This is a genomic window from Kineococcus sp. R86509 (assembly GCF_042466365.1).
Taxonomy (GTDB): Bacteria; Actinomycetota; Actinomycetes; order Actinomycetales; family Kineococcaceae; genus Kineococcus.
The window spans coordinates 1,381,320-1,394,930 of sequence record NZ_JAXHCE010000001.1 but is presented as its reverse complement, the minus strand read 5'-3'; the positions used below and the strand labels follow the sequence as shown (position 1 = coordinate 1,394,930).

Annotated in this window: 15 protein-coding genes; 5 read left to right on the top strand and 10 right to left on the bottom strand. The window is 72.5% G+C overall.

Features of this window, described 5'->3' with window-relative positions:
• The first annotated feature begins 95 nt into the window (after positions 1 to 95).
• Positions 96 to 2,402 (top strand): maltose alpha-D-glucosyltransferase, encoded by a 2,307-nt coding sequence (gene treS / locus SJY07_RS06610; protein ID WP_380157886.1) that lies wholly within the window; start codon positions 96 to 98, stop codon positions 2,400 to 2,402.
• Between the two features lie 3 nt (positions 2,403 to 2,405).
• Here treS and SJY07_RS06605 read toward each other — a convergent pair whose 3' ends face one another.
• Genes SJY07_RS06605 through hisC form a run of 3 tightly spaced genes read right to left on the bottom strand, consistent with a single transcriptional unit; the run spans position 2,406 to position 5,127 of the window.
• Positions 2,406 to 3,443 (bottom strand): LacI family DNA-binding transcriptional regulator, encoded by a 1,038-nt coding sequence (locus SJY07_RS06605; RefSeq protein WP_380157884.1) that lies wholly within the window; start codon positions 3,441 to 3,443, stop codon positions 2,406 to 2,408.
• A gap of 32 nt (positions 3,444 to 3,475) precedes the next feature.
• Complete coding sequence (locus SJY07_RS06600) at positions 3,476 to 4,090, bottom strand: YitT family protein (protein ID WP_380157882.1); 615 nt, start codon at positions 4,088 to 4,090, stop codon at positions 3,476 to 3,478.
• Complete coding sequence (gene hisC / locus SJY07_RS06595) at positions 4,087 to 5,127, bottom strand: histidinol-phosphate transaminase (protein WP_380162194.1); 1,041 nt, start codon at positions 5,125 to 5,127, stop codon at positions 4,087 to 4,089. Before hisC ends, SJY07_RS06600 begins: the two co-directional genes overlap by 4 nt.
• 111 nt (positions 5,128 to 5,238) lie before the next feature.
• Between hisC and SJY07_RS06590 the strand changes: the two genes are divergently transcribed.
• A complete protein-coding gene (locus SJY07_RS06590; protein ID WP_380157880.1) occupies positions 5,239 to 5,718 on the top strand; it encodes an Lrp/AsnC family transcriptional regulator in 480 nt (159 codons plus the stop codon).
• A 3-nt stretch (positions 5,719 to 5,721) separates the two neighbouring features.
• Here the strand turns inward: SJY07_RS06590 and SJY07_RS06585 are convergent, their stop codons facing one another.
• Positions 5,722 to 6,150, bottom strand: a complete 429-nt coding sequence (locus tag SJY07_RS06585; protein WP_328295048.1) for an Lrp/AsnC family transcriptional regulator — start codon at positions 6,148 to 6,150, stop codon at positions 5,722 to 5,724.
• A gap of 115 nt (positions 6,151 to 6,265) precedes the next feature.
• On the opposite strand from SJY07_RS06585, the gene SJY07_RS06580 reads away from it, so the two are divergent.
• The 3 genes from SJY07_RS06580 to SJY07_RS06570 all read left to right on the top strand — a co-directional run bounded on the left by SJY07_RS06580 (position 6,266) and on the right by SJY07_RS06570 (position 8,258).
• Complete coding sequence (locus SJY07_RS06580) at positions 6,266 to 7,291, top strand: ornithine cyclodeaminase (protein WP_380157878.1); 1,026 nt, start codon at positions 6,266 to 6,268, stop codon at positions 7,289 to 7,291.
• Between the two features lie 66 nt (positions 7,292 to 7,357).
• Entirely contained in the window at positions 7,358 to 7,753 is a 396-nt protein-coding gene (locus SJY07_RS06575; RefSeq protein WP_380157876.1) for an ATP-binding protein, read from the top strand.
• A 46-nt stretch (positions 7,754 to 7,799) separates the two neighbouring features.
• Positions 7,800 to 8,258 (top strand): MarR family winged helix-turn-helix transcriptional regulator, encoded by a 459-nt coding sequence (locus SJY07_RS06570; RefSeq protein WP_380157874.1) that lies wholly within the window; start codon positions 7,800 to 7,802, stop codon positions 8,256 to 8,258.
• A 25-nt stretch (positions 8,259 to 8,283) separates the two neighbouring features.
• Here the strand turns inward: SJY07_RS06570 and SJY07_RS06565 are convergent, their stop codons facing one another.
• Genes SJY07_RS06565 through SJY07_RS06540 form a run of 6 tightly spaced genes read right to left on the bottom strand, consistent with a single transcriptional unit; the run spans position 8,284 to position 13,605 of the window.
• Positions 8,284 to 8,679, bottom strand: a complete 396-nt coding sequence (locus SJY07_RS06565) for a cupin domain-containing protein (protein ID WP_328295052.1) — start codon at positions 8,677 to 8,679, stop codon at positions 8,284 to 8,286.
• Positions 8,676 to 9,764, bottom strand: a complete 1,089-nt coding sequence (locus tag SJY07_RS06560) for an MSMEG_0565 family glycosyltransferase (protein WP_380157871.1) — start codon at positions 9,762 to 9,764, stop codon at positions 8,676 to 8,678. The genes SJY07_RS06565 and SJY07_RS06560 overlap by 4 nt, the downstream gene beginning before the upstream one ends.
• Positions 9,764 to 11,029: an MSMEG_0569 family flavin-dependent oxidoreductase gene (locus tag SJY07_RS06555; protein WP_380157869.1), complete on the bottom strand. Its 1,266-nt coding sequence runs from the start codon at positions 11,027 to 11,029 to the stop codon at positions 9,764 to 9,766. The genes SJY07_RS06560 and SJY07_RS06555 overlap by 1 nt, the downstream gene beginning before the upstream one ends.
• Positions 11,026 to 11,322 carry an MSMEG_0570 family nitrogen starvation response protein gene (locus SJY07_RS06550; protein WP_380157867.1) on the bottom strand — a complete coding sequence of 99 codons (297 nt, stop codon included), beginning with the start codon at positions 11,320 to 11,322 and terminating at the stop codon, positions 11,026 to 11,028. Before SJY07_RS06550 ends, SJY07_RS06555 begins: the two co-directional genes overlap by 4 nt.
• Positions 11,315 to 12,190 carry a carbon-nitrogen hydrolase family protein gene (locus tag SJY07_RS06545; RefSeq protein WP_380157865.1) on the bottom strand — a complete coding sequence of 292 codons (876 nt, stop codon included), beginning with the start codon at positions 12,188 to 12,190 and terminating at the stop codon, positions 11,315 to 11,317. Before SJY07_RS06545 ends, SJY07_RS06550 begins: the two co-directional genes overlap by 8 nt.
• Positions 12,187 to 13,605, bottom strand: coding sequence for an MSMEG_0567/sll0787 family protein (locus SJY07_RS06540; protein ID WP_380157863.1), 1,419 nt, complete (start codon positions 13,603 to 13,605; stop codon positions 12,187 to 12,189). Before SJY07_RS06540 ends, SJY07_RS06545 begins: the two co-directional genes overlap by 4 nt.
• Positions 13,606 to 13,611: the final 6 nt, after the last annotated feature.

Genomic DNA, 13,611 nt, shown 5'->3' with positions numbered 1-13,611 from the left:
TATCTAGCCGGACAGATGGGGCCCTCCGGTCGAGAAGGCGCGCCGTCTGTGGTGGGGTGAGCCCACAGATCGGCAGGCAGTACGGAGGAGGGTTCGTGAACGAGGTCGGCAGCACGGTCGATGACGGTGTCCAGGCACCCGCGGTGACGGTGGAGGCGGCCGAGCACGAGCCGAGCGAGATCACCTACGACGAGCAGCGCTACGAGGCGCGTCCCCGGGCGCTGCGCCGGCCTCGTCCGCAGGCCCGCCTGCGCGGGACCGATGCGCCGCCGAAGCCGGCGGCCGGGGAGGGTCCCGCCGACGGCAGCAACCCGGAGTACGTCCGGTGGCTGCTCGTGCAGTCGATGCTCGCCGACGCGCAGAAGATCAGCCGCCAGTTCTCCGGCCAGGCCAGCATGTGGCAGAACCCGTACGCCAAGCCCGACCCCCGGCGCGCGGTCGACACCGCCGCGGTCTGGTTCACCGCGTACCCGATCTCGCTCATCACCCGCCAGGGCCGGTCCTTCCTCGGCTCGCTCGGCGACCCGGAGCTCTGGCGGGCGTTTCAGCACATCGGCATCGAGGCCGTCCACACCGGGCCCGTGAAGTCCGCGGGCGGGCTCGACGGCTGGCGTCAGACGCCCAGCGTCGACGGCCACTTCGACCGCATCTCCACCGAGATCGATCCGATGTTCGGCACCGAGGGGGAGTTCCGCCACCTGTGCGAGGTCGCGGCCGAGCACTCCGGCAGCGTCATCGACGACATCGTCCCCGGCCACACCGGCAAGGGGGCCGACTTCCGCCTCGCCGAGATGGCGTTCCAGGACTACCCCGGGATCTACCACATGGTGGAGATCCCGCGGGAGCACTGGGAACTGCTGCCCGACGTCGCTCCCGGGCACGACGCCGCGAACCTCGACGCCGCCGCCGAGGCGGCGCTGTCCGAGCTGGGGTTCATCATCGGCCAGCTCCAGCGCGTCATCTTCTACGCCCCGGGCATCAAGGAGACGAACTGGTCCGCGACCCGTGAGGTCGAGGGTGTCGATGGGATCGTGCGCCGCTGGGTGTACCTGCACTACTTCAAGCAGGGTCAGCCCTCCGTGAACTGGCTCGACCCGAGCTTCGCCGGGATGAAGCTCGTCATCGGCGACGCGCTGCACTCCCTGGGCGACCTCGGGACGAGCGCGCTCCGCCTCGACGCCAACGGTTTCCTCGGGGTCGAGAAGAGCGTCGAGGGGCCCGCCTGGTCCGAGGGGCACCCGCTCTCCGAGGCCGCGAACCACCTCATCGCCGGGATGGTCCGCAAGGTCGGCGGGTTCACCTTCCAGGAACTGAACCTCACCATCGAGGACATCCGCGACACCTCCGAGGTGGGGGCGGACCTCTCCTACGACTTCATCACCCGTCCCGGCTGCCAGCACGCCGTCGCGACGGGGGACACCGAGTTCCTCCGGCTCTGCCTGCGCCAGGCCCTCGAACTCGGCGTCGACCCCGCCTCGCTCGTGCACGCCCTGCAGAACCACGACGAGCTGACCTACGAACTCGTCCACTGGGCCACGCGGCACGCCGAGGACGAGTACGACTACCGCGGCGGCAAGATCACCGGTGCGACCCTCGCGGAGACGGTGCGGGCCGACCTCGTCGAGAAGCTGACCGGGGACGCCGGTCCGTACAACCTGGTCTTCACCACCAACGGGATCGCCTGCACGAGTGCGAGTGTCATCGCGGCCAGCCGCGGTCACCGCGACCTCGACGAGCTCACCGACGACGACGTGGAGCAGATCAAGCGTGCCCACCTGCTGATGGCGATGTTCAACGCCTGGCAGCCCGGTGTGTTCGCGCTGTCCGGCTGGGACCTGATGGGCATGCTGCCGCTGCCCGTCGAGAGCGTGAAACCCCTGCTGTCCTCCGGTGACACCCGCTGGATCGAACGGGCCGCCCACGACCTCATGGGGGTCGCTCCCGAGGCGACGATGTCGGCGTCGGGGATCCCGGTCGGTCGTTCGCTCTACGGGACGATGCCGGAACAGCTGGCCGACGAGGCCTCGTTCGCGAACCGGCTCAGTGCGGTCCTCACCGTCCGTCGCGACCACAAGATCGCCACGGCCCGCCAGATCGACATCCCGGCCGTCGCGCACCCGAGCATGCTCGTCATGGTCCACGCCCTCGACCCCGCCGACCACGACGGCCAGGAGGTCCTGCAGGTCACGGTGCTGAACTTCGGGCAGGAGACCATCGAGGGTTCGGTGCGCTCCGAGCACTTCACCCCGCGGGTCCCGGTGTGCGACATGACGTCGGGTGCGGAGATCGGCTGGGTCGACGACCTGAAGAGCTTCGGGGTCTGGCTCGCGCCCTACGGCGGGTTGTCGCTGCTGCTCAAGCCGGTGACCGTCGAGGACGAGGACGTGCGCACCGTCGGCTGATCCTCACCGTCCCTGCGCGGGGACGTTGAAGGGGGTCAGGATCTGGATCGTCGAGGCCGAACTGCGCTGATCCGAACGCGTGTACGGGGCCTGCAGGAGCATCCTGCAGGCCTGGGCGCAATCGGTGCGCAGGTCGTGGTGCAGCACGGCGGAGATCTCGCCGCGGCTCAGCAGGTCGGCGTTCTCGCCGTCGAGGTCGTGCACCACGAACGGCAGCGGGCGAGAACCCCGGCGCTCGAAACCCCGGAGCACGCCGGCGTTCCCCCCGGCCCCCGCGCACATGGAGTACACCGCGCGCAGCCCGGGCCGTTCCTCGAGGACCTTCGCGACCGCGTCCTCGAGGGCGCTCGGGTCGAGGTCGTCGTCGTAGACGTCGACGACGGTGCGCACCGAACCCTCCAACTGCGCCAGGGTCGCCTCGAAACCCCGCGAGCGTTGACGTTCGCTGTCCTGCTCCAACCGGCTGCGGACGACGAGGACGGGGTCCTCGGGGTCCGGAGCCCACTGCGTCAGCAGGTAGGCGGCCGTCGCCCCGGCACCGAGGTTGTCCGCACCGACGTACCCGCGACGGGCGCTGCCCGGGAGGTCGCTGGCCAGCGTCACCACCGGGACCTGCCCGTCGGCGAGCCGTTGCACAGCGGCGCGGACGGCGGGGGAGTCCGGTGACTGCAGGACGACGCCGTGGGACCCGGTGCGCAGCACCCGGTCCAGCTCGGCCGCGACCCAGTCCCCGTCCGCGCCGTGCGAGGTGTGGAAACGGGCCCGCACGGTCGCGGGGCGCAGGGTGGGCAGCTCGACCTCGAGGGCGGTGCGCACGGCGTCGGCGAACCGACGCGGTGCGGACATCACGACGTCGAACATCACGGTGCGACCGCTGAGGCGCACCTGCGACTGCTGGAGCTCCAGGTCGGCGACGGCCCGGCGCACCTGCTCCACCGTCCCGGCCCGCACCCCCGGACGCTCGTGCAGGACCCGGTCCACGGTCGCCTCGGACAGCCCCGCCTGCACGGCGATGTCCCGCACGCTGAACTTCCGCCTCACCGCGTGAGTCTCGCACCCACCCGGGCCCGGACTCAGCCCTGGTAGCGCCCCGGGCGGTGGTTCATCGACAGCACGAGGTTGAGCACCACCGCACCGAGGGCGGAGAGCCCGACCACCGAGGGCGGGACGACCGTGAGGGAGGCCAGCACCACGACGACGTCGAGGGCCATCTGGACGTACCCCGCGCGCCAGCCGAACCGGTCCTGCAGCAGCAGGGCCAGGATCCCGAAACCCCCGAGACTGGCCCGGTGGCGGAACAGCACCAGGATCCCGAGGCCCGCGGCCAGGTTCCCGAACAGCACCGCGTAGACCGGCGCGACGTCCAGGTCCGGCAGGGCCGCCGCGTGGATCGAGGAGAACACCGACACCGCGACCACCGCGACGAGGGAGCGGACCGTGAACGCCCAGCCGCGCGTGCGCAGGGCCACCACGAAGAACGGCAGGTTCACCAGCGGGAAGAGCACGGCGAAGGGGATCGGCGCGGCGTAGCTCAGCAGCAGGCTGAGCCCCGCGGTCCCGCCGGTCACGGCGGACGTGCTGTGCAGCAGGAACAACCCGAAGGAGGCGAGGAACGTCCCGACGGTGATCCCGGCGACGTCCTCGACGAGCGTGTGCGGTGGCGCCGCGGTCAGCGTCGGCGCGCTCACCGCAGCACCGCCAGCACGCGGTCGTTCGTCGCCGGATCGGCGAGGGTGATCCGGACCCCGTCGCCGGCGTAGCCCCGCACCAGGACGTCGGCGGCGGCGAACGCCTCGACGAGTTCCTCGCGCCGGGCGTCGTCGGCGCGCAGCCAGACGAAGTTCGCCTGCGAATCGGGAACCGTGAAACCCGCGGCCCGCAGCTCGCCCGTGACCCGGGCCCGCTCACGGGTGACCACGCGCACCCGGTCGCGGACCTCGTCGGCCGCGTCGAGGGAGGTGATCGCGGCCCGCTGCGCGAGCGCGCTCACCGCGAAGGGCAGGGCCACCCGGCGCAGTCCCTCGGCGAGTTCCGGGGACGTGACGGCGTAGCCGACGCGCAGGCCGGCGAGTCCGTAGGCCTTGGAGAACGTCCGCAGGACGCAGAGGCCGGGGAAGCGGCGTCGCAGCTGCAGGCTGTCCGGGCCGGTGCCGTCGGCGTACTCGACGTAGGCCTCGTCCACGACGACCAGGACCCCCGCGGGCACCTTCCCCAGGAACTCCTCGAACTCGACCGCGGAGATGCCCACGCCGGTCGGGTTGTTGGGCGAGCAGACGAGGACCGCCCGGGTCCGGGGGGTGATCGCGGCGGCCATGGCGTCCAGGTCGTGCCTCTCGTCGGCGCGCAGCGGAACCGGGACGGGCCGGGCCCCGGCCAGGGTCGTGAGGATCGGGTAGGCCTCGAAGGAGCGCCAGGCGAAGACGACCTCGTCGCCCGGGTCGCAGACGGTGGCGAGGACCTGGGCGAGGACACCGACGCTGCCGGGACCGACGGCGATCTCCTCGGCCCGGGCGCCGAGGTGTGTGGCCAGGCTTGCGCGCAGGTCCTCGCACGTCGGGTCGGGGTAGCGGTTCAGGGTGGCGGCGGAGGACAGCACGACGTCCAGCACCGACGGCAGCGGCGGGTAGTGGCTCTCGTTGGCGGCCAGCGCCGCGGTCAGGTCGCTGGTCGCGCGGCGACCGGCGACGTAGCCGGGAAGTCCGGCCACGGTGGACCGGGGGCTCATGATCGTGCTCACCCGCCCAGGTTCGGGGCCCGGTGGAGGCTGCGCAACAGACGCATCCGTGGCTGAGCACGATGGCACCATCTGGCCGCGAATCGTGGCATCGTGCTCAAGGTGACGACTTTCACCGCCCTGGATCCGCTCGACGCCCGGATCCTGCTCGCCCTGGACGCCGACCCGGACGCGACGGTCCTGTCCCTGGCCCGTGAGCTCGGGGTCGCCCGCAACACCGTGCACGCCCGGCTGCACCGGATGAACGCGGCCGGCGCGCTGGGGGAGTTCAGTCGCCGCCTCGATCCCGTCGCGCTCGGCTACCCGATGGTCGCGTTCCTGTCCGTGGCGCTGAGCCAGGCGTCGGGACCGGAGGCCGTCGCCGCGCTCCGCGAGGTCCCCGAGGTGGTCGAGATGCACGCCACGACGGGCGACGCGGACCTGCTCCTGAAGATCGTCGCCAGGGACACCTCCGACCTGCACCGCATCACGACGTCGTTGTTCAGCGTGCCGGGGGTCGTCCGCACCAGCACCTCGATCTCGCTGGCCACGGAGCTGCCGCCGCGGCACGGGGCGCTGCTGCGCCGGGTCGCGGGGGGCTGACGCTCACATCAGCACCGACGACAGCAGCAGGCTCGTCTCGGAGTTCACCACCCCGTCGACCCCGCGGATGCGGCCGAGCACGCGGTCGAACTCGGTCAGCGACGTCGTGCGGATCTCGGCCACGAGGTCCCAACCACCGTTCGTCGTGTGCAGCGAGACGATCTCGGGCAGGCCGCGCAGCCGCTGGATCACCCGGTCCGTGGCGCGACCCTCGAGCTCGATGAACGAGATCGCCCGGACGTCGCCCTCAGCCCCCTCCCGGACCCGGGTGGTGAACCCGAGGATGGACCCGTTGGTCTGCAGCCGCTCGATCCGGTGGGTGATCGTCGCCCGGGTCACCCCGAGCCGCCGGGCCAGCGACGCCGCGGGTTCCCGGGCGTCGGTGCGCAGGGCGGCCAGCAGTCGCCGGTCGAGGTCGTCGAGTTCGGGCACGAGAGCAATCTAGGCGTTGTGCGTCAGGACCCGGTCCGATCCGCGCAGTTGCCACCTGCAGATCGCGCGATCAGCCGGTTGATCCGCAGCAGCCCCCGTTCCTAGCCTGGGGGACATGCAGTTCGTGAGCGTGCGCAACATGGCCCGGTGGGTCAGCTCGACGGGACCCGAGGCGGTCATCGCCGGGATGGTCGACGTCCTGGAGCGGGACTTCCGGCGGTGGCCGGACTTCGAGCGGACACCCCGGCTCGCGGCGCACTCCGCCGTCGGGGTCATCGAGCTCATGCCGACCACGGACGGCGAGCAGTACGGGTTCAAGTACGTCAACGGCCACCCCGGCAACCCCGCGCACGGTCTGCAGACGGTGACCGCGTTCGGCGTGCTCGCCGACGTCTACACCGGCTACCCGACCTTCCTCGCCGAGATGACGCTGCTGACCGCGCTGCGCACGGCCGCGACCTCGGGGCTGGCCGCCCGCTGGCTCGCCCCGCCGGAGGCCCGCGACGGGGTGATGGCGATGATCGGGACCGGGTCGCAGGCGGAGTTCCAGGCCCTCGGCATCCGCTCCCAGCTCGGCATCCACCGGTTGCGGGTCTTCGACGTCGACCCCGCCGCCACGAGCAAGTTCGTCCGCAACCTCGCCCCGCTCGGCTTCGAGATCACGGTCTGCGCCAGCGCCGCCGAGGCCGCCCGGGGGGCCCAGGTCGTGACGACCTGCACGGCCGACAAGCAGAACGCCACCGTCCTGCACCTCGACGACATCGCCCCCGGCGTCCACGTCAACGCCATCGGCGGTGACTGCCCCGGCAAGACCGAGCTCGACCCGCGCATCCTGCAGGCGGCCGACGTCTTCGTCGAGCACACCGAGCAGACCCGCGTCGAGGGTGAGATCCAGCACCAGCCGGCCGACTTCGCGGTCACCGAGCTCTGGCAGGTCATCCGCGGTGAACGGGCCGGCCGGGGCAGCCGCACCACGGTCTTCGACTCCGTGGGCTTCGCGATCGAGGACTTCTCGGCGTTGACCTACGTCCGGGACGCGGTGCGCGACAGCGCCTTCGCCGAGACGATCGACCTCATCGCCGGACCCGAGGACCCCAAGGACCTCTTCGGTCTCCTCGGAGCGCCCGTGCCGATCGGGTGACGCTCGGGTTGCCGCAGCGCCACTCCCGCGGGACGGTTGAGGTCCGGACGGACCAGGGAGGCAGTCGTGGCACGGCTCGAACTCGACGCGGAGTTGTCCTCCGTCGGCGCCGCCCGGCACTGGGCCGCCGACGAGTTCCTCCGCGGTGACGGCCGCGGCGACGACCACGAGCTCGCGGTCCTCGAACTGCTGGTGACCGAAACGGTCTCCAACGCCCTCCGCCACGGCCGCGGACCGGTCAGCCTCGAACTGAACCGGGACCTCGCCACCGGCGGCGTGCACGTCGCCGTCCACGACGGCGAGCCGAGCGCCCCCGTCCTGCGGGACGTCGACGACCACGCGACCGGGGGCCGGGGCATCGCCCTCGTCGACCAGCTCGCGCAGTCCTGGGGAACCGACCTCCAGGGCGCCGAGGGCAAGACGGTGTGGTTCGACCTCGTTCCCCTCCCCGCCGCCGCCTGACCCCTCGTGCGCGAACGTTTCACGCGCGAACGGGTAACCTGGCGCGATGACCGCTGAGCTCGAGACCGACCCCCTCGCCCTGGAGCGACAGGTCTGCTTCGCGCTCGTGGTGGCCGCCCGGACCGTCTTGTCGGTCTACCGGCCGGTGCTGGAGCCGATGGGGCTGACCCACCCGCAGTACCTGGTCATGCTGGCTCTCTGGGGCAGCGAACCGATGTCGGTGAAGGACCTCAGCGAGGCCCTGCAGCTCGACCCGCCGACGCTGTCCCCGCTGCTGAAGCGGCTGGAGGCCGCGGGTCTGCTGGAACGCCGGCGCCTCCCCGAGGACCAGCGGGCGCTGGCCGTGACCCTCACCGAGCAGGGCCGGACGCTGCGCGTCGAGGCGTTGAAGGTCCCGGCGCAGATCGTGGCCAGGCTGGGCATGGACGTCGGGGAGCTCGAGCGCCTCCGCGACGGCCTCACCCACGTCATCGACGCCGCCGTCCGCGCCGACAAGGGCGCCTGACCGCCCGGGACGTCGTCCCGCGAGCTCAGGAACCCGTCGGGTACGGGTGATCGGCGTCGTCGGCGTAGCAGATGCCGAAGGGCTTGTTCGTGATGAACAGGAACGTGCAGTCGTTGTCGGTGGCTCCGTGCTCCATCCAGCCGCCCTCGGGGAACCACACGAAGCTCCCCGGTCCGTGGTCCCCGGAGTGGGTGCGCAGCACCCCGTCGAGCACGAACATGCCGTGCGCGCAGGGATGGGTGTGCCAGACGTTGGTGAAACCCGCGGCGTAGCGCATGAGGAAGACCTGCATCCCGGTCTCGGGATCGTCGTGCAGCACCTTCGTCGGGATGCGGGCTCCGGTCTGCGGCACCGTGAACAGGTCCCAGGGCAGGGAACTGGTGTCGGTGGCGAGCACGTCGACCAGGTTGGTCGGGATCATCGGGAACCTCCGGGGTGGGTGTCGGTCAAGCGGCGGTAGAGCTCGAGGTGGGTCCGTGCGGCGGCGGTCCAGGTGTGCCGGGCGGCCAGCTCCCGACCGCGAGCGACCCGGTCGGGATCCGGGGTCTCGATCGCGGACCGCAACGCCTGCGCCATCCCCGACGGTTTCGCCGCGAACAGGGCCGCCCCGTCGAAGACCTCCCGCAGCACGGGCAGTTCCCGGGTCACCAGCGGGACCCCGGCGGCCAGCGCCTCCATCGCGGCGAGCCCGAAACCCTCCTTCGTCGACAGGAAACCCATGGCCGCTGCACCCGCCACCAGCCCCGGGAGTTCCTCCTCGTCCACGACACCCAGCACGACGGGGTCCACCCCGAGTTCCCCGGCGAGCCGGTCGAACCGCACGCGGTAGTCCCGGTGGTCGAACAACGTCTCGCCCCCGGCGATCACCAGCCGGACGTCGGGGAGCTCCTCCCGCAGCAGGGCGAGCGCCCGCAGCAGGTCGAGGCTGCCCTTGCGGGGTTCGATCCCGCCGACGGCGACGACGTAGCGACCGAACCGGTCCCGCCACCGTCCGGGGTCCGCGCGGGCGAACCGGGCGGCGTCGACCCCGTTGGGGATCACCGTCGCCGAGATGCCCCACCCGTCGGCGAGTTCCCGCGCCACCGCACCGGACACGCAGACGTGCGCGAACGGTTCGACGATCGCCTTCTCGTGGCAGGTCGCGAGCTGCGGGGTGGTGAAGGTGTCCAGGTGGTGGACGGTCCGCACGCAGCGCCCCACGGCGTTCGCGCTGATGCAGTCCTGGGCGTGCACCACGTCGTAGCCGGCCGGGTCGAACCCCGCGCGCAGCACCTCGATCGACCGGACGATCCTCTCCCCGACGTCCTCGCCGTCCCGCGCGGTGAACTCGACCACCCGGACGTCGACCCGGGGGTCCACCGGCCGGAAGAACGCCCGGTCGCCACCCCGGCCCAGCGTCCACACCGACACCTCGGCCCCGGCGGCGACGAGCGCCTCCGCCAGCGCGAGGGTGTGGACGACCCCGCCGCGGGGTTTCGTCGAGTACGTGGTGAGCGCGATCCTCATCAGCGGACGGCGACCAGGTGACGCGCCGGGGACAGTTCCTGGACCCGGTCGGCGAGGAACTCCGCGTCCCGGGCCACCCCGGCGAACCGCCCGGAACCCCAGGTGTGCATCCACGGCAACCCGAGGAAGAACAACCCCTCGGTACCGGTGACGCCGCGGGTCTGGCGCGGTCGCCCCCGGCCGTCGAACACGCCGAGCTCGATCCAGCGGTAGTCCGCCCGGTACCCGACGCTCCACACGATCGAGGTGACGCCGCTCGCCGCCAGGTCCAGGACGGTGACCTCCTGCTCCGGGTGCCACACCGGAACGTAGCGGGCCTGTTCGGGCGCCTCGATCCCGCGGGCGGCGATCCAGCGGTCGATGGAGTCCTTGATGCTCTCCGCCACCGCGTCGGCGTGGTCCAGCGCCCCGCCCAGCGTGGGCGCGAACGTGACGACCCCGTCGCGGACGTCCTCCAGCCGGCCGTGCAACCGCATGCCCTCCAGGGCGAAGGTCCGCAGGTCGATGTCCCGGCCACCGTCGCGGCCCGTCATGTAGTGGTTCGTCTTCTCCTGCGCGGCAGCACCACCGGGGACCTCGGTGGCGGAGACGTCGTAGACGCCCATGTCCTCGAGCCAGGCGATGCAGTCCCGGCCGCGGTAGGTCCGGGCGCAGCGCGGGGCGTTGCCGACGGCGAGGTGGACGGTGCGCCCGGCCAGGTGCAGGTCCTCGGCGATCTGGGCCCCCGACTGCCCCGACCCGACGACGAGCACCGCCCCGTCGGGGAGTTCCGGGGAACCACGGTAGAGCGAGGAGTGCAGCTGCGCGATCTCCTCGGGAACCCGCTCGGCCGCCGCCGGGACGACGGGGAGGTGGTACCCGCCCGTCGCCACGACGACCTGCCGCGCCGTGAACTCCCCGGCGCTGGAGGCGACGTGGAAGAGCCCGTCGTCCTCGCGGGTCAACCGCGTCACCTCCACGTGCTCGCGCACCGGCGGTCCGAAACCGGCGGCGTAGGAGGTGACGAACCGGTGCACGTCGTCGCGGGGCATGAACCCGTCGGGGTCCTGACCACCGAACTCACCGGTGTAGGAGAACCCGGGGAGCCGGCACTGGAAGTTCGGGGTGACCAGGGTGAACGCGTCCCAGCGACCGTCGCGCCACTCGTGGCCGATCTCGTCGCGTTCCAGCAGGACGTGGTCGATCCCGCGCTGAACGAGGTGCCAGCTGAGCGACAACCCCGCCTGCCCCGCGCCCACGATGAGCACGTCGTGGTGTTCGGTCATGACTCCTCCTGGGAGAGCGGGGGTTCGAGGGCGAGGACCCGGACCGTCCCGGCCGTGCCGGCGGCACGGTCCTCGATGGCGGCGAGCTGGGCCACGGCCGAGGTGCAGGTCATCCCGAACTTCGCCCGGACCCGTTCGCCGGCCTCGGTCAGCGCCGTGCGGGCGCGGGCGGTGAACTCCTCGACGGTGTACTCGGCGCCGACCTCGAGGTGGTCGTGCACCACGAGCGAGGGGGAGTAGCAGTGCTGGACGCCGCCGGCCGGCCACCGGACGCTGAACGTCATCTCAGGCATGCGCCGGCTCCCGCACGAGGGCGCCGTACACGTCCGGACGGCGGTCGCGCAGGTTGAACATCGCCCGCCGCGCCGCGTCGAGTTCCGCCTCGACGTCGACGTCCGCGGCGGCGACCCCGGTGTCCACCCCGGTGTCGGCCAGGACGTCACCGCCGGGTCCGACGACCTTCGCGCTGCCCACGAACCGCAGCGAACCGAACGTGCCGGCCTGGTTGGAGGCGACCCAGACCACCTGGTTCTCCAGGGCGCGCGCCTGGTCGTAGAGGTCGAACCGCTTCTTCCAGCGGTCCTGCGCGAGGTCGGCCGCGGCCGCGGTCCGGGCCCCGGGCCAGGCGGAGATGCTGACGATGATCCGTGCCCCGTCGAGCGCCGCGGTGCGGGCGGCCTCCGGGAACGCCTTGTCGTAGCAGATCTGCAACCCGATCCGCCCGACCGGCGTCTCGAACGCCTCGAAGGTCGAACCCGCCGCGTAGGAGAGGTTCTCGCCGAGGGGCTGGTGCACCTTGCGGTGCACCCCGAGGACGCCGTCCCCGGTCAGTGCGACCGCGGTGTTGTACCGGTCGGTCCCGCCGTCCTCGCAGATCCCGAGGACGACCACGACGTCGCGAGCCATCTCCTGCACCCGGCGCAGTTCCGGCCCGTCCAGGGCCAGGGCCGGTGGACCGGAACGCTGCCGCCGGGTCTCCGCGGTCCCGCGGTCCTCCGCGGAACCCAGGGAGGACAGGTACCCGCCGAGGCAGGCCTCCGGCAGGGCGATCAGTCCCGTGCCCTCCGCCCGGGCCCGCCGCAGCAACCGGTCGATGGTGGCGTAGGCGGCGTCGAGGTCACGGCCGAAGTTCTCGGCCACGGCAGCCAGTCTGGTTCTCATGCGGTTCCCATTCCCGTCACGGTGCCCCGGATCACCGGGGTCACCTCTCCGTCGGGCCAGCGCAGCGAGACCCCGGAGGGTCCCGGCCGGAGGCGGCCGATCGTTCGTGTGGTGGCCGGTCCGGCGGGTGCCGGTGCCCGGCCGGGGGTGTCGGCGGTCAGCATCCCGAACCCCGGGAAGCAGGTGAACCAGTCGCCGACGGTGGTCCCGGCCGGACGCGGCACGGCGGCGACGTCGATCTCGGCCGCGACCCCGCTCGCCTCCGCGAGCATCCCCGCGGTCCCGACGAGACCGGCCATGCTGACGTCCTTCGCGGCGGCCGGTGCGGTGCGGGCCACGAACGACCCCATCGCCCGCAGGTCGCCCGCGCGCCGCCAGGACGTGGAGTCCCACTGCGACCCCGCGTACCCCGGTCGCCAGTGGCCCTCGAGGTCCGCGGTCAGCGACAGGTCGTGCCCCACCCGCCCCCCACCGGCCGGGACCGGGTGGTCGCTGCGCCCCAACGCCGTCACCGACAGGGCCGCGGGAACCCCGAGCTGGGTGTGTCCTCCCAGGACCGGGACCCCCCAGGCCTGCGACGCCGCCCGCAACCCGGCGACGATCTCGGCGGCGTGCTCCCGGGTCGGAGCCGCCAGCGCGTCCAGCAACCCGACGGGTTCGGCCCCCATCGCCGCGAGGTCGTTGACGTTCACGAGGACGGCGCACCACCCGGCCCACCGCGGGTCGCGGTCCACGAGCGAGGGCAGGATCGCGTCGCAGGCCGCGACGACGTCGGTTCCCGGTACCGGGGAACCGTCGTCCCCGCGGAACCCCATCGGAGTTTCGACGAACTCGGCCAGCAACCCCGCCAGGGCCGACTTCGTCGCGTCGGCCAGCCGTTGCGGGCGGTCCACCGGGTAGCGGACCAGCACGTGCGGAGTGCCCTGCACCTCGACGTCGCGGACCCGTTCCCACCCCAGCCGCCGGAACAGCACCGCGTTCGCCGCCTGGACCGTCGCCTCGAACCGCAGCGCGCCGAGGTCCTCGGCGTGGGCGCAGGCCGCCCGGACCAGCGCGGTCCCGACCCCGCCGAGGGTGCGCGCACCGGCGGCCACGACGAGCCGGCTCCCGCGCCACCAGCCGACATCGGGTTCCGCGCACGGCGCCAACCGCACGCCACCCACGACGGTCCCGTCCGGGGTCCGGGCCACCAGGACGCGGCGACGCGGGTCGTCGTCGGCCTCGTCGTGGTCGTCGAGGTCGAACAACTGCTGCTCCGCGACGAAGACCTCGCGCCGCACCCTGCGGTACGCGGTCTCGGCCGCGGCGTCCGCGACCTCGACGTGGAACCCCGTGCGGGGCCGCGGGACCCCGGCGAGGACGGGCACGTCCGGCGCGGCGAGGAACTGGTGCGGGACGAGGTGCTCGAGGTCCACCGGAAC

Coding starts and splice junctions, on each gene's coding strand:
- hisC (WP_380162194.1), bottom strand. CDS start 5,127: ATGAGCCCCCGGTCCACCGTGGCCGGACTTCCCGGCTACGTCGCCGGT.
- SJY07_RS06580 (WP_380157878.1), top strand. CDS start 6,266: ATGCAGTTCGTGAGCGTGCGCAACATGGCCCGGTGGGTCAGCTCGACG.
- SJY07_RS06570 (WP_380157874.1), top strand. CDS start 7,800: ATGACCGCTGAGCTCGAGACCGACCCCCTCGCCCTGGAGCGACAGGTC.
- SJY07_RS06565 (WP_328295052.1), bottom strand. CDS start 8,679: ATGATCCCGACCAACCTGGTCGACGTGCTCGCCACCGACACCAGTTCC.
- SJY07_RS06560 (WP_380157871.1), bottom strand. CDS start 9,764: ATGAGGATCGCGCTCACCACGTACTCGACGAAACCCCGCGGCGGGGTC.
- SJY07_RS06555 (WP_380157869.1), bottom strand. CDS start 11,029: ATGACCGAACACCACGACGTGCTCATCGTGGGCGCGGGGCAGGCGGGG.
- SJY07_RS06550 (WP_380157867.1), bottom strand. CDS start 11,322: ATGCCTGAGATGACGTTCAGCGTCCGGTGGCCGGCCGGCGGCGTCCAG.
- SJY07_RS06545 (WP_380157865.1), bottom strand. CDS start 12,190: ATGAGAACCAGACTGGCTGCCGTGGCCGAGAACTTCGGCCGTGACCTC.